The sequence below is a fragment of the Paenibacillus sp. 481 genome, assembly GCF_021223605.1.
Lineage (GTDB): Bacteria > Bacillota > Bacilli > Paenibacillales > Paenibacillaceae > Paenibacillus_B.
The window spans coordinates 4,755,293-4,776,459 of sequence record NZ_CP075175.1 but is presented as its reverse complement, the minus strand read 5'-3'; the positions used below and the strand labels follow the sequence as shown (position 1 = coordinate 4,776,459).

Below are 21,167 nucleotides of genomic sequence, written 5' to 3'. Positions count from 1 at the left end.
GAGCATTTATTGTACTGCGTTATATTCTATTTACGTACCGTTATTCCCATTGTTGTTGGGAGTATTGCCTTGACCATTATTGTTACGATTGTCAGCACCATTGTTGCCATTGCCGTTTCCATTACCGTTACTATTTCCGTTGCCATTACCATTACCGTTACCATTTCCACCGCCGTTGCTGAAGCCATTTATGCTTCCATCACCGTTTGAGGAATTTCCTTCACCAGATCCAGGATTCGGCGTTATCTCCCCCGTACTGCCGTCCGGGTTCTGCCCCTGCCCTTGTCCCTGACCTTCTCCTTGATCCGTTCCTTCGCCCTCGGAGCCGTCTTCTCCTCCACCTGGTGTGACACCGCCACCATTGTCAGGATTCGTCGGATCGGTCGGTACATCTGGATTTGTTGGGTCAGTAGTTGGAGGTTGGACCGGATCTACAGGCGGTTCAATCGGCTCTTCCACTGCAATTGCAACCGTCACCTCATTCGATCTCGGTGTCTCTTCCTTCTTCTCACCCACGTTAGCTGTCACATAATATTGATACGACTCACCTGCAAAGACACCGATATCCTCAGCGTTCGTTTCTTTGAGGCCGCTCAACAATTTCGTATATGCGCTGTCTTTAGACGATTTCCGATACACGTTGTACGAAGCATCGCCCTCGCTCACGGCTTTCCACGACAGTGCTACCGTCTTTGTATTTTCCGAGTAAGATGCACTCAGCCCAGATACAGCTTGCACCGGCTTCGGTTTTTCTTTAATGTTGCTTGGCGTTTTAAAGCTGCCTTTTTTCTTTTTACTAAGCGCCTCAGACATTACCTTACTAAACATGCGTGCCGTTTGGTCACTACTCGTTTTTAACACATGGTTACGATCGGTCTTGTCATAACCCATCCACACAGCAGCTGTCCATTCTGGCGTATAGCCAACAAACCAAACATCACGATTACCCGGTCCGTTATAGCCCGGAACGGCATGCTGCGTCGAACCTGTCTTACCCGCAACCTCACGGTTACGAATACGTGCATCTCTACCCGTACCGCCCGTCACGACATCTTGCATCATTTCCGTCATATAATGAGCCGTTTGTTCACTCATCACTTGCTTTCCTTCCGGAACTTTGTATGCATAGAACTCTTTATGATTACGATCTTCTATTTTTGTAATACTGTATGACGGGAAGAAATCACCACCATTGGCAAAAGCGTTATACGCTTGCGCCATATTAAGCGGCGACACACCACGCGACATACCGCCCAAGGAGATCGACAGATTGTAATCCTCTTCTTTTTTCAGAGGGATACCTAAGTTCTGAGCGAACTCAAACCCTTTAGCTAAACCGATCTCATTCAACAGCCATACTGCTGGCATGTTAACCGAACGCTTTACCGCTGACGCCATATCCATCGAACCTGTATAGCGCTGACCGATGTTGCTTGGACAGTAACTGCCAAAGCATTCTTTCTTGTTGCTTAGCGAGGACCAAGGGAAGTATTGCCCTGTTTCCAATGCTGGAGCAAACGAAACGATAGGTTTCATCGATGAGCCCGGCTGACGCGCAACAGTAGCACGATTCAACCCTTTGCGCTCATAATCACGTCCACCCATCATGGCTACGACCGAACCATCCGCATGATCGGTGATGACCATGGCTCCTTGAGCCTTGATTTCATCTTTACTCTTTTCAAACATGCTGTCGTCGTTAAACGCTTCGAACATGATACGCTGTGCATCAGCATCCATCGTCGTGTAAATGTGATAACCACCACGATACAGCTGATCTTCAGATAAGTTCGTTTTATCGACCGCTTCCTCAACCATATAATCAATAAAGGATTGATAGGGAGTGGTGTCTACTTTTTTATTCGTAGATTTCTTTTCTTCGTGCTCATAATTGACTTCCGCTGCTTCTTTCGCCGCGGCCGCTGTTATAAAACCTTGATCTTTCATCAGTTGCAAAATAACTGCACGCCGATCCTTCGACTTATCTGGATTGTTGATCGGGTTATAGTGCGTTGGTGCCTTTGGAATGGCAGCCAACGTTGCAATTTCCCACGTCTGAAGATCATTCAAGTCTTCTTTCCCAAAATACTTAATCGAAGCCGCCTTGATGCCATATGCACCTTTACCGAAATAAATTCGGTTCAAATACATCGTCAAGATTTCTTCTTTCGTAAAATGATTCTCAAGCGCTAACGATATCGACACTTCCGTCGCTTTACGGAAAAACGTCTTATCGCTCGTTAAGAACATATTTTTCGCTAGCTGCTGCGTAATCGTACTACCGCCTTCGACGAGGCTGCGCGCCATAATATCCTTAACCATCGCTCGACCGATCGACCACAAATCAACACCTTGGTGTTCATAAAAGCGTCGGTCTTCTGTCGCGATAAAGGCATCGCGCACTTTTTTTGGAATATCTGCCGCCTCGACAATTTCCCGATTTTCAATCCCATGGCCAAGCTTAGCAAGTTCTTTACCGCTATTGTCATAAATAGTGGAGATTTCGGCCATTTGGAACATATCTGCATCTTTATATTGTTTCATCAAGCGTTCGCCGTTTAACAATACATATAAGTAACCACCAACGGCACAAAATACAGCAAATGCAGCTGTAAAGAACATAATCCAAAAGGACTTTTTCCAAGACCATTTATTATTTCGTTTCTTAGGTTTCTCTCTCGTATTCGCAGAGCCCCGAGTAGATCGGGGTACCGTTTTTTTCGTCACTCTAACCGACTCCCTTTTCCAGACTGAACCTCTCTCTGTATGATGTGTTTTATTACAGTATCATTGAACAGCGGTCTATTTCTATTTCAATAAGACTCACAATGAAAAGAACAACCCTTCAAGGTTGTTCAGCAGCTGCGCTATCCCATTAGACGTGCAAGGGGGGCAAAAAGTTTCACCTTCTGCCCCACCCCAATTTTTACATTTCGATATTAAGCTTCGTTCTGGTGTTCTTGCTGCATCAGGGATACGTTCCGTTGAGGTGTGAACGTTGAGATAGCATGTTTGTACACCATCTGCTGACGTCCGTCACTATCAATGACGATTGTGAAATTGTCAAACGCGCGGATAACACCGCGGATTTGGAACCCGTTCGTTAAGTAGACCGTGACTGGAATGCTTTCCTTGCGCAATTGGTTCAAGAACGTATCTTGGATATTAATAGATTTATTCATCGTCCGTACCCCCAATAATCATGAGATTGTGTTGAAATATATTCAACCTCTTACCGAAACTTTCCTGCTACGATACTACAAATTTGTGAGAAATGTTGTTCGTGTTGCTCAACTTGCGTCACGTCGACCCACTCAATATCTTTCATATGACGGAACCAAGAAAGCTGGCGTTTCGCAAAACGACGCGTATCGCGCTTTAGACGCTCCACAGCCGCTTCCAATGACCATTCTCCGTCCAAATATGCCGCAATCTCCTTATATCCCAGCCCCTGCATGGATACAAGTTCACGGGTGTAGCCGCGATCAAGCAATTGGCGAACTTCATCAATCAAGCCTTGCTCTAACATAATATCAATACGCGCCTCTATTCGTTTATAAAGCATTTGCCTGTCCATTGTCAAACCGATGATGCACAAATCATACACGGCCTCACGCTGTTGTGCGGCTAATTGTGCGGACATTTTCGTTCCGGTTAGACGAAATATTTCCAGAGCTCGAATAATGCGTCGTTGGTCGTTCGGATGCAATCGTTGAGCAGATTCAGGGTCTACCTCTGCCAATTTGGCATGCAATGCGTCTGCTCCGTATTGCGCTGCAAATGCCGTCATTTCATGTCGAAATGGTTCATCTGCACCACTTTCACTAAATTCATATCCATAACAAACAGATTCTACATAAAGCCCTGTGCCTCCAACGATAAAGGGGAGACGCCCCTGCGCTGAAATATCTGGTATAAGTTGTCGACAATGGTCTTGAAACTCAGCGACGGAAAAAGGTTCGTCCGGATCATGAATGTCCATAAGATAATGAGGAACGCCTTCTCGCTCTTGTTCCGGCAACTTTGCTGAGCCAATATCCATCCCACGATACACCTGCATACTGTCTCCTGATATGATGTCACAGTTAAACGCTTTAGCCATTTCCAAACTTAACTTCGTTTTGCCGACAGCAGTCGGTCCTACGAGCACAAGCAGTCTCGGTTTATTCACTGTTGTTGTCGGCAATTTCAATCACTCCATAAGCCAATTTTGAACCCGTTCGCACAAGCCGTGTAAATCCAAGTCGTGCAAATTCTTTGCTATATCTCAGCTCTTTCATCACAACGGATTTGCGTGCTACACGACAAGCCTCCGCAATGACATCATGCGCTAAAGCGTCATGATTCGCCAATACTCGCAATGGATTGATCGAGCTGGACTCTTCCACGGGTGAACGAAACATAGGGTCAAAATATACAACATCGAACGAACGATCAGGTAACGATGCTAACAATTCTCCATGATGCGCATATCGCATTTCAATCCGTTTCATTGCTTGACTGACAATTTCATTCTCCGTCTCATATAGCTGTAGTCCCATATGAACGACCGCATAAAGCGAATGCTCGCTTTCGACCGCGGTCACGGAACCAGACTCTCCGACTGCTACCGCAAATACAAGTGCGTCAGACCCAAGACCTGCCGTGCAATCTAGCACGGTATCGCCTGGTTGTACGCCCGAAGCTTCGATCATCGGGTCGCTTTCACCGGATAGCAATCGTTTAGCTCGTAAATATGCCATGCTCGGATGGTACGTAATATCCGCCTTATTGAGCTTCTTAAAGCGCGCGCCAGCATTTGACAAGACTAAAAATTCATCATCTGCATACTTTCGCTGCATTCTTGGCAGCGAGTCGTTGCCTCTTTCCAAAAATGGGTATCCAAGCTCCACCGCCAATTGCCGTGCTTGCTCGATGATGTGCGGTGATGTGGCATCACCCGTCGTAATTATCATAGTTCCTCCTCATTATATACGGGGAAGAAAGCGAAATACAAATCTGCATCGCAATTCTACCTATCACATTGGTGTTACATAATACGTTTAAACATTTTTTCCAGATCGTGTGTCGTAAATTTAACGACAATCGGTCTTCCATGTGGGCATGTATAAGGCTGATAACATTTGCCCAAGCGCGCCAGCAACGTTTCTGCCTCCAATGCAGACAATCGTTGATTGGCTTTAATAGAAGCTTTGCAAGAGCACATAATGGCTGATGCTTCACGCATTTTAGCAATGTCAGGTGCCTTCTCATTCAGCACCCAGTCCGTCATTTCTTGAATGACAGACAATTCATCCCCTTTTGGGAACCAATACGGATGAGCCCGTACAAGAAACGTCTGTCCACCAAAAGGTTCTAATATTAATCCAGCCTGCTCTAAAAATGCCATTCGGTCACGAATGCGAGCAGCTTCCGCAGGCGTAAATTCCAATGTCAATGGGAGCAACAGCTCCTGTATAGCGTCTGCTGGCTTGCCAAATTGTTCAAAATAGTACTCATAATTAATTCGTTCATGCGCAGCATGCTGGTCAATCAGGTACAAACCTTCCTCATTGTTCGCGATTAAATAAGTACCGTGTAACTGGCCAATATACGATAACGCAGGAAAAGGCGGCAACTGCGTATCCTGTTCTGTTCGCATCCATTCTTTCCAATTGGATGCGTTGGAGAGACCTTCCCGCTTGATGGATGGGTTACCACTACGAGCAGCTGAGTCTGATTTTCCATTTACATTTTCTTTAATATGAGATTGACTTGGATGAGATTGAATTGGAGCATCTTTATGAATTTCACTCTCTCTAACGAACATAGGCCTATCTAGTGCTGTCGTTGGATGAACAGGTTCCTTAGTCACGCCATGACTCACATCCTGACGTTGCTCCCTATATTCGACACGCTCTCGTGTACCACTAACATTCGATTCTTTTTGCCCGTATTTAGCAGCTGTACCGCTTGTGTCGCCCCTGTCGGATGATGTCACATTTGGTTGCGCAAAATTTGTCGCCAACTGCCCTTGTTCGTATTTTTCAAGCGACCGTTTATTCAATATTTCGACATCTGCCTGTTGTGCACGCCTCTCATCTGAGGCCTGTACCGCATCTGACGCTTGTGCCATCAGTGAGCCTCTTGGCGTGAGTACTTCCCCGCTCGCATCAGCTGCTGTCATCCATTGCAGCTCAGTCTGTTGCACAAATGTACTTATTTTAGCTTGGTTAGGCGTTGTCGCCACTTGTGGAATAAGCTGCTGGGACTGAACGATGGCACGTACCGCTTCCTCCACAAAAGCGCTTAGCTCCGTTTCTTTACTAAACCGTACTTCCATCTTGGCCGGATGAACATTGACATCGACTAAGGATGGATGCATCTTAACATGTACGACGATAATTGGATAGCGATTAATAGGCAACAAAGTATGGTACGCTTTCATAACAGCTTGATTCAAAGTGAAACTACGTACATAGCGACCGTTAACGAACCAAGACATCGCATTTCGATTAGAGCGCGTTAGTTCAGGTTTACCCACGTAGCCTTCCAATTGAAAATCCAAATGGTCAGCGTTTAATTTGATCATTGCTTTAGCGGTATGCACACCGTAAATAGCCGCGATGACTTGCTGTAAATCACCGTTGCCAATCGTCTGTAACAAGTTGTTGTCATTATGTTTCAACGTAAAAGCAATATTCGGATATGATAAAGCTAGCCGATAAATTAAATCAGAAATATGACCCAATTCAGTCTGTATCGTCTTCATATATTTTAAACGTGCAGGTGTATTAAAAAACAACTCACGCACTGTAAATTGCGTACCTTGCATCGCTTGTGCAGCCTCATTTGCAACGACGTGCCCACCTTCGATCACGAAGCGGCGCCCTAATCCGTCGGACGTGGCAGATGTGAGCAGTTCTACCTTGGCAACAGCGGCAATACTCGGCAAAGCCTCGCCACGAAAGCCGAGACTACGAATCGCAAATAAATCTTTAGTCGCGCGAATCTTGCTCGTCGCATGGCGTAGAAATGCGGTTTCAACATCATCCACCTCAATGCCCGAGCCATTATCTTTGACCCGAATCAGCTGCAATCCGCCTTCTTCGATGGTGACATCGATCCGCGTACTGCCTGCATCAATAGCATTTTCAACAAGCTCTTTTACGACTGAGGCGGGACGTTCCACCACCTCCCCGGCCGCGATTTGGTTTGCAATATGCTCGTCCAACACTTGTATGATGGCCAACGTTATTCCCTCCTCAATAAGCTATTTTTCGTTACCTAATATTAAATAAGGACCGTTCCTGTTCTTCATCAGTGGAAAAAGACAACGAAGTCTATACAAAGGTGGACATCAATAAGGTATGTGTCCATGTGGACATCAATAAGGTATGTGTCCATAACCAACTTACAGCACATATCAACTACATATAGCGCAACACCCACTCTAACACACTACATATGCGATTCCCGTAGTAGCATGACGCCTATCTACTTATAGCAATTGTGTCCACCATTTGAAAGACATGCGCGTGAGAATATCCACTTACTAAGGACATTGTCCGAAAGACTTTAATCAAAATACGTACTAAAGCATAACCGGATTGATCCGAGCCGAACCAAATCAATCCAACGCCATCCCGCTAACCTAATCTAACTTAACTTTACGTGCCTGCTTCATTAACTCATGCAGCTTGTTCATCGCTTCCAACGGTGTTAGCGACATCACATCTACTTCTTGCAGCTTCGACAACAACATACGTGTCTGTTCATCGATGACAGGTTGAAGCGGATGCTCCGACTGTTTCGCATGATCTACGCGACCTGCTTGAGCTGCTTGATCATCGTGACCTGCATAATTCGCAAGATCGGTGTGAGCCGCGTGATCTGCTCGTAATGACTGCGCGGATTGCCCTACATTTGCAGGCGCAAGCGCTGAGCTATCTTCTTTACGCTCTGCCACGGCCTGTGCAGTTGGGGCAGATTCACTCCACCCGAACAGTGACAACTGCTCGATAGGGGCCTCGCTGGCCCCGCTGTGCGCAGGCTGCTGGCCAATGCTGAGCAGCTCATCATTGTTAGCTAAAGCTGTGTGCTCGCTTGCTATTAACCCACCGTTCATTTCATCTTGCGAACGAGAAGAACTTGAAGCAGGCAGCACCGATTGCTCGACAGGCTCATTATATTGTGGTACCGCCTGCTCGTAATGAGTTAGCAGTGAATAAGCCCGGTCGATAATCGTATTCGGTAATCCAGCCAACCGTGCGCAATAAATACCGTAGCTTGTACTTGCCGCACCTGGAATAAGCTTGCGCAAAAAGGTGACATCGTTGCCGCTTTCCTGCACAGCCATGCACACATTTCGCAAACGTGGCAAACGATTTTCCAAATGCGCTAACTCATGAAAATGAGTCGAAACTAGCGCTTTACAGCCAATGCTGTCGTGAACGTATTCAATAACGGCCTGCGCAATGGACATCCCCTCACTCGTTGACGTTCCCCGACCAAGCTCATCAATGATAACTAAGCTGCGTGGCGTTGCATTAGCCGTCATCACCTGAATATCCATCATTTCAACCATGAACGTGCTTTGTCCGCCTATCAGATCATCGGCAGCTCCAATTCGCGTAAAGATACGATCAGTTAGAGATAGCACAGCCCGTTCTGCTGGTACAAAGCAACCGATTTGCGCCATGATGCAAATCAGAGCTACTTGGCGCATGTAGGTGCTTTTACCGGCCATATTTGGCCCCGTAATAAGCATCATGGCAGCCTCATGCTCGGTGAGCAGCGTGTCGTTGGCCATAAATGAACCGTTCTCCATTACCGCCTCAACGACTGGATGGCGCCCGCCATCAATATGAATGTCATATCGATCGGTCAACTGTGGCTTCACAAAACGATGCGTAGCACTGACAGCCGCCAACGACTGGTAAACGTCAACCTCGGCGATCGCTTCCGCCAACGACTGCAAGCGTCGAATCTGGTCAGCGATCCGCTGACGAAGCGCTGAAAATAACTCATATTCCAAGCCGACCATTTTATCTTCGGCTTCCAAAATAAGCGCTTCTTTCTCTTTCAGCTCCGGCGTTACGAAACGTTCCGCATTCGCCAATGTTTGCTTACGCTCGTACCGTCCCTCCGGCAGCGACTGCAAGTTAGCCCGTGTTACTTCAATATAATAGCCGAACACTTTGTTGTAGCCGATTTTCAACGATTTGACGCCTGTAGCTTCACGTTCTTTCCGCTCCAACTCCGCAATCCAACGTTTTCCGTTCACGCTCGCTTCACGCAACTGATCCAAATAGGCGTCGCAACCCGGCTTAATTAGTCCTCCATCGCGAACCGACACAGGCGCTTCATCCATAATGGAGGCCTCGATCCACTCCGCCACATCTCCACAATCATCTAGCTGTTCGACACGTTTACGCAATGTGCTAGACGACGTATTCGCACATAACTCTTTCAGCGCAGGGACGCGCAGCAAAGAGGCTTTTAAAGCGACGAGATCGCGGCCATTTGCCGAACCAAACGCAATACGCCCTACGAGTCGCTCCAAGTCATAGATAGCCGCCAACTGCTCACGTATTTCTTCACGCCAAATGAGCTGATTATACAACGTATCTACCGCTTCAAGACGCGCTTCAACCGCATTGCGATTCAGTAACGGCTTGTCGATCCAACGACGCAATAAACGTGCGCCCATGGACGTTTCTGTCTTGTCCAGCAGCCATAGCAGCGAGCCTTTTTTCGCTCGCTCACGTACGGTTTCAGTTAGTTCCAAGTTGCGACGAGTGAACGGATCAAGAACGAGAAATTGATCGGGTTCATAGCTGCGAACCGTCGTCAATTGCCCGAGCGAACGTTTCTGTGTTTCGCGCAAATAATCCATCATCACGCTAATGGCAGCCTGACGTTCTTCATCAAGCCGCGCCCAAGTGGAGTCACCGAATTGTTGACGTACAAGATCGTCAGCACGACCAGACCAAGTGGTGAACAACACCGCCTTACTCCACGCTTTCGTAAATGGCTTCGCTTGCTCAAGCAGCGCTTCGTGACCGATAATTTCTGACGGCATATACACGTTCAACTCATCCAACAACCAAGCCGGATCTGCCTGAGCCGAGCTGACCACCATTTCCCCTGTCGACAAATCACAGGCTGCTAAAGCATACAGCCCTTTTGTCTCAGTCAAACATAACAAATAACGATTCGATTTATCGTCAATCGTCTTGCCTTCCATCACGGTTCCAGGCGTAACGATGCGCACAATATCGCGCTTCACGACGCCTTTTGCCGTAGCAGGGTCCTCTACTTGTTCGCAAATCGCAACTTTGTAGCCCTTTTCAATGAGTCGTTGAATATAATTTTCCGCGGAATGGTGTGGAACGCCACACATCGGAATGCGCTCAACACCGCCTCCTTCGCGGCCTGTTAACGTAATTTCAAGTTCGCGTGACGCAAGTATCGCATCTTCAAAAAATAGTTCATAAAAATCGCCTAGACGGAAAAATAAAAATGCGTCCTTCGCTTTTTCTTTGATCGCCAAATATTGCTCTATCATCGGCGTATGCTTCGCCATATGCACCCTCCGTAACTGTAAATAGAACTTTATTATAGCAAAAAAAAAGCGCGGACTCACGCCGCATTTCAGTTCAACGCTTATTCTTATGTAGAATCGAGCCATTCCAGTCGAATATCGGCCTCTTCATCCCAGCTCCAACCTATCTTAATTTTGGTGTGCAACGATTGAAGACGCTCCAATTCTGAGATAGATGAGGCATCAACGACTGACGATTCTATATTTTTTTCAGCTTGCACACATGTCATAATTTCGGTTAATAGTTCACAAGCAATTGCTCGCAGCTCATCCGACAACTGGGAGTCATCTTGCGTTACCAACCTTTTTTTCTTACTCGTCCTCAAAGTCGCCTTGTTTAATACGAGTGAAATCATGTCGTCCCTGACACTATCTCGGCGCTGCAAGCTGCGCCAATGTTTCACTACAGCCTGCACAAGAGTAAGCACTTCCAGCGTAAAGGATGGAGTTACCATAAAGCTAGGAAGTGAGCGGTATTCGAATCCACCCTCCCCACCATGCGCTTGCTCCCGCACGTCGCCGAAAGCGCCGTATTGCGGCCGACGTCTGTGCCCTCGCCTATCTTCCATCAATGACAAAGGAAGCGTAACATACGTATCTAGAACACGAATCCACTCAGTTGACGGAGAAAATCCGCTAAAATGTATATGTCCGCCCAACGGAAAATACCCACGCGGTTTACTACCAACTAACCAACTTAAAGCTGTGCCTGACGTTACTGGGCGTGGATGAGTATCACGTTCACTATTTTTTGAAATTGGGGCCTGTTTATTGCATATGTAGCGCCAAGCCAATCGGACAGCCTGATGCAAATGTTGCAACAGTTGTTCGGGTGAATGGGCTGGCTTAGGCCTTAATTCCATCAGCGGATGGATTACTTTACCTCCAAAGCGTACTGCGTCACATCCAGCTACCCCCCCGATCGGTAAATGTCGGGATGCAGGTACTAACTTCGCCCGTGCAGCATCATACAAAATAAGTTCCATATCAAGGCCAAACTTCACCTTGGCCTGATCGTTATCTCCTTGCCACTGTGCCAGCTCCTCTTCCCACTGCTGCGCATAGGCTTCAGCTACCCATTCCGGTAGCTGTGCGGGAACAGGTTCCACACGTTCAACAACATCACCTGCCTGCGGTTCGTCTAATACCCCCGTAGGCCAAGCTTGCTCATTGCCTTCTTTGTCTTGCGGATTACAGCTAATTGTAACAGCTACAGTGTCCCACCCCAGCGCGTATGCCGCCCGCGTCGCCATACGGCTTAAACGTCTAAACGGTGGCTGCTGCCAATTCAAGAGTGGCCGGTATAAATAGTGGCCCGAAAGTGTTCGGCTACAATGAGCAGCAGCCACAACACGCCATTGATTCACCCAAAAACATATCGTACGCACGTAATGATGAGCGTCACTAGGAGGCAAACCACGCCAAGTCGCATGCTCCGCTGTAGGTACGCCAAAGCATTGCAGCCGCGCACGCATTTGTGTATCGTTCCAGCATCGTCCATAACGGTTGAGAACGATAATGCGCCCGCGCCGCTCGATACGTGCCACCCATTGAGCCAACTGGTCCATCCGTCGACCGCGTTGCGATGTGGCACGTTCTAGGAGTGGCAGGCTAAAGCCGGCGCCATTTTCCGACCAAACTACAATAAATGGCGCCTCTCCAATCTCTCCGATCTCTCCGGTTTCGCCATTTGCTCTAAGTTTCCTCTTCACATTGCTAAATGAAGCCTTTTCCCCGCATTGACTCGATAAACAGATCTTATGCCAGTCTTTTTTCAACCATAGTGCGGGGATGTGCTGGTCGCCGCATAGTACAATTCTGTTATTCCCTTCCTTTTTATCGTGTACATCTGAACTGCTCGCTACTCTGGTGTTCTCACCCGTCAGCATCTTGTAGATTCACCCATCTTCACCCTTCCCGTTTCATTCACTAATGGAAATAAATGATGCGGGCAAGCCCATTTTTAGAAAATATAAAAAAAGGAGGGCTCCCGCCCTCGTCGCTGTCGCTCGTGCTGCATATGCTTAAGTATAAAGCCCACGAAACAAGAAACCGCCGCAAACGGCTTGCGGCGATCGCTCTTACACTTCGTCATCCGATAACTCCGGGTCCAAATCATCATAGTCGCCGCCATCACTGCTCGTATTGGCGAAGTCAAAATCTTTGTCCTCGTAATCTGGAACACCATTAGGATGTACACGTACAAATACCTTCGTCTCCGCCACCATTTCCACGGCGAACTCGCGTTCAACGCGAATGGAAACACTCGTTCCACTTGCCGATACGCTGGCCTCTACACAGTTCGGTTCTTGAACCGATTCGGCAGTCACCTCTTCCGTCGAGGTACGGTGCCTAGGGTCAACGTACGACAGTGGAACGAGTTCTACATAAGAAATAGATTCTTTTGCAACATCTGTCTGTGAATTATTGCTGTATGAATACCAGATGTTAATGTCGTAAGTACCGATGACCTCAATGCCATCTCCAGCTCTCACCGCTTCATATTGATGGTTTATAATCCATGCCCCCAATATGCTGGTCGGATTATGAGGCGGAGTGACCTTATGTGTGACGACGGAGAACTTACGACCCTTGCCGCAGACCGCTTTCGTGATGATTTCCCGCCAATGATGTCTATCTGTAATTGCCATCTTGTGGACCTCCTCCATACAATCATTCACTTAAAGTGTATGCAGGACATAGGCGAATGTTGATAACCCTGACTAGAATAAAATTATTATATCTTCGCGTCCCATATAAACTTTGCTTTTTTAATGTTTTCTTGCTAGTCAACTAAGATGATTCCCTATGAAATTAGGGTGAATTATGTATAGCGCTTACCATGGAACCTGCTCTCAGTGGCCGTCGTTTCCACTACTACATTACGCCATGACACCCTTGAATTATTCCAACATAACCATTTGTAAGTTTTTCTTTACGATGCATGCCATACGCTTGACATATATCTTGATATCGTTTATCTTTAATTCAAGATATATGAGCGAACCTACTCGGAACATAGAAACACACATAGCAAAAACAACGCTCGTATATCCATCCAAACTTTGAGGAGGAAATAAATCATGACAAATGAACAAAAAAACGTGTTTATCGACCCCAAGGATGCTGCGCTTTTGCTAATCGATCACCAAAGCGGCCTGTTTCAAACGGTACAGGATATGGATGTGACAACGTTGCGTAGAAACGCAATTGCCCTTGCGAAATTGGCAAAATTGACTAACATCCCGACCATTACGACGGATTCTGTGCCTTCTGGACCGAACGGCCCACTCATCCCAGAAATCTCAGCAATTTTACCGAATATCGTGTATGTACCGCGCAACGGTGAAATTAATGCATGGGATAACCCCAATTTCGTAAAAGCGGTAGAAGCGACGGGTAAGAAGACGTTAATTATTGCAGGTACGCTTACGAGCGTGTGCATGGCGTTTCCAACCTTATCCGCTTTGGCAGCGGGTTACAAAGTGTACGCTGTCATTGATGCATCGGGTAACTGGAGCAAAATGGCGACAGATATTACATTAGCACGCATCGTGCAAGCTGGCGCGATTCCAATTGATACGTTGGCGCTTATTGCCGAAATTCAAGGTACGTGGAATCGCCCGGATGCTCAAGAATTTGCAACTGTGCTAGCCGAATTGATGCCTAACTACGGCCTTTTGATTGAAAGCTTCCAAAGAGCATTCAAAGAAGGCCAATCTTCTAAATAAGGCTCATTTACGCAGCCCGATTGCAATCCTTACTGCAATCGGGCACTTTGCAGACAGCGCGTACACTGCATATGAAAATTACGTAAATTACGTAATTTACGCAAAAAAATTCCGTTTAAGCGATCATCATATTGATGAGCTTAAACGGAATTTGTATGTGCACAGCAACGCGGATCAGCTTCGAGTTTGCGTCTGTTTTTTATCTTTTTTCGCGATTTTTAAATATTGCTGTAACTCGCGGCATACTTGCAACACCGCTGCGCGCACCTCAAACTCCTGCCGACTGGAAGGTAAATCCATAGCCCGAAATTGATACTCTGTTGTTTGCAGAAGCCGCTCTGTTTTTCCTGTATAATACGTTTCTTTGACGTCAGCGCTTAGCTGATCGAATAAATCGGCTACCAGATCACATTGCGGGAAAGATTCATACACCTGAGATAGCAACTGTATCATATTTTGCACACTATCCAACTGCGTTTTGCGCATATAAAAATAAATAAGCCTCTGCTCGTCCTGCTTACTATCATCGGAACGCATAAGCCGATTTTCTAACTCACGCGAAGCAAGCGAGATGCCCTCCTTAATCTTTGCATTCGCTTCGATCAGCTCCTGACCGTTCCAAGCATATTCAGGATGACGCAAATTTCGGCTAATTTGTACAAATATAAGGGAAAACAGGTTGTCCACTTCTGTACGTATATGTATAAGCTTGTCTTGTTCATTTGGCATGTAAATTAAATTAACGATGCTGGCAGCGCCGAGTCCAATAATGAGCAGCACAATTTCATTTCCGACGTTTTGTAACGTGAGTATACCTTCGCCAAAAATGTGAAACACAACGACAGAACTCGTTATAATGCCTTCCTTCACATGAAACCTAACGATCACAGGAAACGCGATCAAAATATATAGCGCTAACACCCAAAGATGGAAACCGAGAAATCCGAATAAGAGCGAAGCGAGCAGTAGTCCGATAAGAGAGGCAAAAAAACGAGCGTATACCGTCTGCACGCTGCGCTTGCGCGTAACATCAACGCCTAATATTGCCAGCAAACCCGCTCCCAATGGGTTTAACGCTCCCACCAAATCAGCAATGACAATGGCTAGAATGGTGGCTATTGCTGTCTTAATTACGCGGATACCGATAAAGCCAAAAACCATAAGCCACACCTCATTTTGTATGTAACGTAATCGTGATGTTGTCCCTTCATTATAGATAGCTCAGGCTAGATGTGCAAAAAAAAGTGCAAAAAAAGAAACGCCACCATAATGCAACGCTTCCCTACTACGATATGCTGTTATCATAATCATTCTTATCGATTTCCAACCGCTATTTGCTCACTTGCGATAAAGTAATTTGTGTTCTGCATAAACAACAGCTTGATACATCAATGTGGCAACAACTGCGATCACGACGAGGGATGATAATACTAATGTAAAATTAAACACTTGAAATCCGTACATAATTAAATATCCTAAGCCCATTTTTGAAACTAAAAACTCACCGACGATAACGCCAACCCACGACAAGCCAACATTTACTTTTAATGTGGATACAATAGCGGGAAACGAGGCGGGTAAAATAACTTTTTGAAACACAACTCTTTTCGTCCCGCCAAATACACGCACCACTTTAACAAAGTTCGCGTCTACCTCACGAAAACTGTTATACACGACAATGGTCGTAATAATAACGGTAATGGACAACGTTGTTGCCACAATGGACATAAAGCCTGGACCGAAACCGACGATAAATATAGGTCCCAACGCAACTTTAGGCATACTATTAAATACGACCATGTACGGATCAAGTACACGGGCGAGAAATTCAGACCACCAAATGAGAATCGCAAGCATGGTACCAAAAACAGTACCCAGTATAAAGCCGACTATCGTTTCTCCAACCGTCATCGCTAAATGCGGCCACAGCGTGCCATTTACGATGTCCTGCACAATTTGCGCGCCAACTTTGCTTGGATAGCTGAATAAGAGAACATCAATCCATTTTAATCTCCCTGCCAATTCCCATAGGCCTATACTGGATACAAGAATAATAAGCTGTGTGAGCAGTACGTAATTCGAAAAGGCTTTCCGTTGACGTTTGTAGTTCGCAAACGTATGTGCAACGAGTTCTGTCGCCTGTTGGGCACGCGCTTGACTAACTGCTTGACTATGAATCGCACAACCCGCAGCACTTGATGCGGAAGAAGCTCCCTGCTCTGGCTCATGATCAGCGTGTCCATGTTGATTAAAATCGGTCATTTTAAAGACTCCTCTCGATCGGAATCTTCCAGCTCACGCCACAATTCGTGAAATAAGTCGTTAAATCCTGGCTGCTCACGCGCATAAAAAGGCTGAACTTCCCTGATTGCCTGTGGAACTTCAAACGACCGACGCACACTACCAGGATCGCGATTGAGCACAATGACGCGGTCACTTACAGCAATCGCTTCTGACAAGTCATGGGTCACAAGCACAGCTGTCTTCCCGTGAGCCTGCAACGTCTCGACAATAAGGTCCTCTAATTGCAGCTTCGTCTGATAATCAAGCGCTGAGAACGGTTCATCGAGCAGCAGCAGCTCTGGATCTGTCGCTAAGGTCCTGACAAGCGATACCCGCTGGCGCATGCCGCCAGACAATTGCTGGGGGTATAGCTGCTCTGTCCCACCTAAGCCCATCCCTTCCAGCAAACGAATAACGCGCTCGGTCGACTGCTCATTCAAGCTTTGCTTCAGCTCCAAGCCGATGCAAGCATTTTCTAATATCGTTCGCCATGGGAACAAATAGTCTTGCTGAAGCATATACCCCACACGCGGCGACGGACCATAAACAGGCTCACCATAAATAGAGGCTACGCCCTGCGTTGGCTGTAACAATCCAGCCATAATAGATAGCAAGGTTGTTTTACCACACCCGCTTGGCCCAACAAGGCTGACAAACTCTCCCGGCTTAATGGCGATCGACAGATCGTGAATGGCAAGCTTTGCCGCACGTTCCGTCACATATACATGAGTGATTTGATTTAACTGCACTGCTGAAACCATTCACCCGCCCCCTTGCATGCACCATTAATGGATGTGCTGCTTCGCCTGCACAGCAAAGTCATTGTTAACAATATCCGTTATTTGCACGCGCTGCTTTAGCTCGCCCGCAGCGTCAAGCACTTCCAGCAAGTTGTTCCATTCTTGCTCATCTATTACAGGATCGAGAGCGAACGATTGCTGCTCTTGATATCGTTTTACAACATTCGTGATAATGGAATGATCAATATCTTTAAAGTACGGTGCAATCACGTCTGCAACTGCCTGTGGAGAGTTGGACTGCACCCACCGCTGTCCCCGATAGACAGCGTTCGTGAACTTTTGTACGACCTCTTTATGTTGGTCGATATAACGTTGCTTCGCCATATAAGCGGTGTAAGGTAACCGCCCGCTTTCCTTGCCGAACGAGGCAACAACGTGGCCTTTGCCTGCTTTTTCAATAATAGAAGCCTGTGGCTCAAATAACTGCACATATTGACCTGTCCCCGATGCGAAGGCGGACGCGACATGTGCAAACTCAATATTTTGGACTAAGGTTAAATCTTTGGCTGGGTTAATCCCGTGTTTATTGAGTACGAATTCACCCGCCATTTGCGGCATCCCGCCTTTACGTTGGCCAAGGAAGACACTCCCTTTAAGCTTCTCCCAGCTGAACGTTGCCTGCTTTTCCCGTGCTACGAGAAAGGTGCCGTCCGTTTGTGTGAGTTGAGCAAAGTTGATTACCGGATTTTCCGCGCCCTGCTGGTACACGTAAATGGAAGTTTCGGAGCCGACAAGCGCGATATCGATCGCATCGGACAGCAAAGCTGTCATCGTTTTGTCTCCGCCAAACGTCGTTTGCAACTGAACATCTAAACCTTCTTCATGAAAATAACCTTTGCTCAAGGCCACATATTGCGGTGCATAAAAAATAGAGCGTGTCACTTCGCCTACTTTCACCTTTATGTTCCCACTCTTCTGTTGGCTACACGCACTCAATAGCGCAGACAAAGATAATGTCGCAACTAGTAACCAAACCCATAGTCGACAACGCATTGCCATAACCTCCTTTCATTCATTATGGTGTGGAATGACCCTTCCCTTTTACTTGTTTCACGAATGATATTACGCTTTCGAATAGCGGAAAAGGCAACTGGCACTGATCGCACCCTATCACGTAAATGACGCAAATCGCACACCACTCCCTACAGCAGTCTATGCACGAATGCGCTTATTGGTTAAACGCCCCGCATATGATGCTCGCTGCACATAAAAAAAGAAGAGCCACTCGTTTGAGAGTAGCTCTTCAGCTTGTCGAGAAACCTCTGCTTGTTAAGACGAGGGTTTCTCTTCATTGAGATAGCGGTAAGCAGCTTCGCCCTTATCGGTTGGTACTCAGTTGATCCCTTGTGCCCTAACCGTTGGTGATCAGCTGACGGTGGTCAGCTGAATCACTGTGCCTCCTCTCCTAACGGTTGCCACAGTTGTTATTTCAGCGAATATGCACCCATTCAACATGTAACGGTTATGAGGACGCTTATTACGATGAAAACAGCTGGATTTTGAATGAAATTCGAGAAATAAGCTCACCTATAACCGTTAGAAATCAAAACGAGCTAAATCTGGCGATATAGCCACTATAGCAACCGTTAAGAACTAACTTTGCCTTCTAGGCAGCTATTTTTATTCTCATAACATTCAATACGACACCGCGTTAATATTTTACAATACAGGTAACTATTTATGAACGGGTGATGTTTGATTATGCTGTGTTCCAAGCGGGGAAGGCCACAATCTTACGGATTCGTCTCTATTGAGAATTTACTTCCTCAGGATCATTTGCTCTGAACGCCAACTGGAACGCGAAACTCAAACCAATCCAGCTTACCGCTAGTTCTTAAGGTTAGGGCTGACTGATCAAGTTCCCTACCACACGACCATTAGCTGGAAAAGACGAAAAATTATATGCACGAGCTTAATGCAGCGGTAGAGGAGGATTCAGAAGGAAAACCAAAAAGCGCTAAAACGAGAGCGGAAATGTCCATGATTATATGCCGTATTTGTCGCACTTGGATTGCCTAGAGAAACGGGTGTCCCCCCTTATGATTCGCTTCGGTATCTGAAAAAAAATAAGAAACCCAAGTCTTGAAAAAAGACAGGGGTTTCTCGACAAACCGAAGAGCCACTCGTCTAAGAGTAGCTCTTCTTCACGAAGCTATTACATGCATGATAAACGTTTAATTAAGCAGTAATAAATGATTTATGATCCACCATTACTGTGTTACAAATACTGCGTTACAAACCGTATACATCTTTCGTCTTCGCCGTTAAATAATCGACCAAATATTGCGGATTAAGCGGCTCCCCTGTCACGTTCATAATGATTTCTGACGGTGTCTGCAACTTGCCATGCTTATACACTTGCTCGGTCAACCACGCCGTAATAGGCAACAAATCGCCCGCTTCGACCAGTTCATCGACATTCGGCATCACTTTGCGCAAAGTTGCCATCATCTGTGCACCGTACATATTGCCTAGTGAATAAGACGGGAAGTAGCCAAAACCACCACCAGACCAGTGAACGTCTTGCAGCACACCTACCCCATTATGAGCAGGCGTTATGCCCAAGTACGATTTATAACGCTCATTCCACACTTCTGGCAAATCAGCAACGTCCAAATTGTCGTTAAATAGCATCTTTTCAATCTCGTAGCGAATAATAATGTGCAAGTTATATGTAACTTCATCAGCATCGATACGAATGAGCGACGGCTCGATACGATTGATCGCACGATAAAAATCATCAGCCTTCACGTTGCTCAACTGCTCAGGAAACGTCTGCTGGAGCTGTCCGAAGTAGCGCTGCCAGAACGGACGACTGCGTCCGATAATATTTTCCCAGAAACGAGATTGCGATTCGTGAATACCCATAGACGTTCCGCTGCACAATTTCGTACCGACGAGGTCTCTGCTTATATTTTGCTCATACAAAGCGTGACCACCTTCGTGCAGCGTACTGAATACGGCATTCGAAACATCATTTTCAAAATACTTTGTCGTGATACGCACGTCACCGACATTAAGTCCAGTTGCAAACGGATGTGCACTCTCATCCAATCGACCTGCATCAAAGTCATACCCGATCGCACGTAACAGGTATGCATTGAACTCCTTCTGCTGCTCAATCGAGTAAGATTGCAGCAAGAACTCAAACTCCGGCTTGTTTGAAGACGCTTCCACAGCTTGTACAAGTGGAACAAGCTGCTGGCGCAACTGGCCAAACGTTTCATCCAACTTCGCCACAGTCAAGCCAGGCTCGTACATATCAAGCAGCGTATCGTAGCGAGTTTCTTTAACTCCCCAGTAATCGATCAACTGCTGCGTCATTTGCACGGTTTTGGCCAAATACGGCTTGAACATATCAAAGTCCGCTTTCTCTTTGGCATCTTCCCAGACCGTCTCCGCATGGGATGTGTGCACAACGTACTCCTCGTACAATTTTTGCGGTATTTTACAACTGCGATCATACTCTTTACGAGCTTCTAGCACCATTTTTTGCGTGATGGGGTCTAACGACTCCAACGTCTCGCTTTGTTCTAACTTATTCAAGCAATCGCCCATTTCATCGGAAACAGACAGCTTGAATCTTTCGCCTGACAACGCCCCGATCGTGTTGGAGCGAATTTCTGCACCTTTTCGCGGTGCTCCCGTACGCAAATCCCAATTCATCAATCCGATTGCTTCATCATAGCTTTCAATTTTGCTTACAATATCGCGGAACTGCTGTATAGTTGTCTCATTTGACTTACTCATGCTTTTCCCCACCTCTGC

Annotated in this window: 14 protein-coding genes; 1 reads left to right on the top strand and 13 read right to left on the bottom strand. The window is 46.5% G+C overall.

The window, feature by feature from the left end; translation table 11 throughout:
* Nucleotides 1–30: 30 nt before the first annotated feature.
* The 8 genes from KIK04_RS21015 to KIK04_RS20980 form a co-directional block, all read right to left on the bottom strand.
* Nucleotides 31–2,727 (bottom strand): PBP1A family penicillin-binding protein, encoded by a 2,697-nt coding sequence (locus KIK04_RS21015; protein WP_232275537.1) that lies wholly within the window; start codon nt 2,725–2,727, stop codon nt 31–33.
* A gap of 212 nt (nt 2,728–2,939) precedes the next feature.
* Nucleotides 2,940–3,182 carry an RNA chaperone Hfq gene (gene hfq, locus KIK04_RS21010; protein WP_232275535.1) on the bottom strand — a complete coding sequence of 81 codons (243 nt, stop codon included), beginning with the start codon at nt 3,180–3,182 and terminating at the stop codon, nt 2,940–2,942.
* A gap of 50 nt (nt 3,183–3,232) precedes the next feature.
* Nucleotides 3,233–4,171 (bottom strand): tRNA (adenosine(37)-N6)-dimethylallyltransferase MiaA, encoded by a 939-nt coding sequence (gene miaA, locus KIK04_RS21005; RefSeq protein WP_232275534.1) that lies wholly within the window; start codon nt 4,169–4,171, stop codon nt 3,233–3,235.
* Nucleotides 4,164–4,955 carry a class I SAM-dependent methyltransferase gene (locus tag KIK04_RS21000; protein ID WP_232275532.1) on the bottom strand — a complete coding sequence of 264 codons (792 nt, stop codon included), beginning with the start codon at nt 4,953–4,955 and terminating at the stop codon, nt 4,164–4,166. Before KIK04_RS21000 ends, miaA begins: the two co-directional genes overlap by 8 nt.
* Nucleotides 4,956–5,029: 74 nt before the next feature.
* Nucleotides 5,030–7,231 (bottom strand): DNA mismatch repair endonuclease MutL, encoded by a 2,202-nt coding sequence (gene mutL / locus KIK04_RS20995; RefSeq protein ID WP_232275531.1) that lies wholly within the window; start codon nt 7,229–7,231, stop codon nt 5,030–5,032.
* Between the two features lie 402 nt (nt 7,232–7,633).
* A complete protein-coding gene (mutS, locus tag KIK04_RS20990; protein WP_232275530.1) occupies nt 7,634–10,567 on the bottom strand; it encodes a DNA mismatch repair protein MutS in 2,934 nt (977 codons plus the stop codon).
* 86 nt (nt 10,568–10,653) lie between these two features.
* Nucleotides 10,654–12,474: a putative amidoligase domain-containing protein gene (locus tag KIK04_RS20985; RefSeq protein WP_232275529.1), complete on the bottom strand. Its 1,821-nt coding sequence runs from the start codon at nt 12,472–12,474 to the stop codon at nt 10,654–10,656.
* A 192-nt stretch (nt 12,475–12,666) separates the two neighbouring features.
* Nucleotides 12,667–13,236: an outer spore coat protein CotE gene (locus tag KIK04_RS20980; RefSeq protein ID WP_232275528.1), complete on the bottom strand. Its 570-nt coding sequence runs from the start codon at nt 13,234–13,236 to the stop codon at nt 12,667–12,669.
* A gap of 432 nt (nt 13,237–13,668) precedes the next feature.
* Here KIK04_RS20980 and KIK04_RS20975 point away from each other — a divergent pair, with 432 nt between their 5' ends.
* Nucleotides 13,669–14,316: an isochorismatase family protein gene (locus KIK04_RS20975; RefSeq protein WP_232275527.1), complete on the top strand. Its 648-nt coding sequence runs from the start codon at nt 13,669–13,671 to the stop codon at nt 14,314–14,316.
* 174 nt (nt 14,317–14,490) lie between these two features.
* Here KIK04_RS20975 and KIK04_RS20970 read toward each other — a convergent pair whose 3' ends face one another.
* From KIK04_RS20970 to KIK04_RS20950, 5 genes are all read right to left on the bottom strand, one after another.
* Nucleotides 14,491–15,477 (bottom strand): aromatic acid exporter family protein, encoded by a 987-nt coding sequence (locus tag KIK04_RS20970; protein ID WP_232275525.1) that lies wholly within the window; start codon nt 15,475–15,477, stop codon nt 14,491–14,493.
* Nucleotides 15,478–15,654: 177 nt separating this feature from the next.
* Nucleotides 15,655–16,578, bottom strand: a complete 924-nt coding sequence (locus KIK04_RS20965; protein ID WP_232275523.1) for an ABC transporter permease — start codon at nt 16,576–16,578, stop codon at nt 15,655–15,657.
* The gene (locus KIK04_RS20960) at nt 16,575–17,360 is read right to left on the bottom strand and encodes an ABC transporter ATP-binding protein (protein ID WP_232275522.1); all 786 of its coding nucleotides are present in this window, start codon (nt 17,358–17,360) and stop codon (nt 16,575–16,577) included. The genes KIK04_RS20965 and KIK04_RS20960 overlap by 4 nt, the downstream gene beginning before the upstream one ends.
* Nucleotides 17,361–17,384: 24 nt before the next feature.
* Entirely contained in the window at nt 17,385–18,392 is a 1,008-nt protein-coding gene (locus tag KIK04_RS20955) for an ABC transporter substrate-binding protein (protein WP_232278847.1), read from the bottom strand.
* Between the two features lie 1,239 nt (nt 18,393–19,631).
* Nucleotides 19,632–21,149, bottom strand: a complete 1,518-nt coding sequence (locus KIK04_RS20950) for a carboxypeptidase M32 (protein ID WP_232275520.1) — start codon at nt 21,147–21,149, stop codon at nt 19,632–19,634.
* Nucleotides 21,150–21,167: the final 18 nt, after the last annotated feature.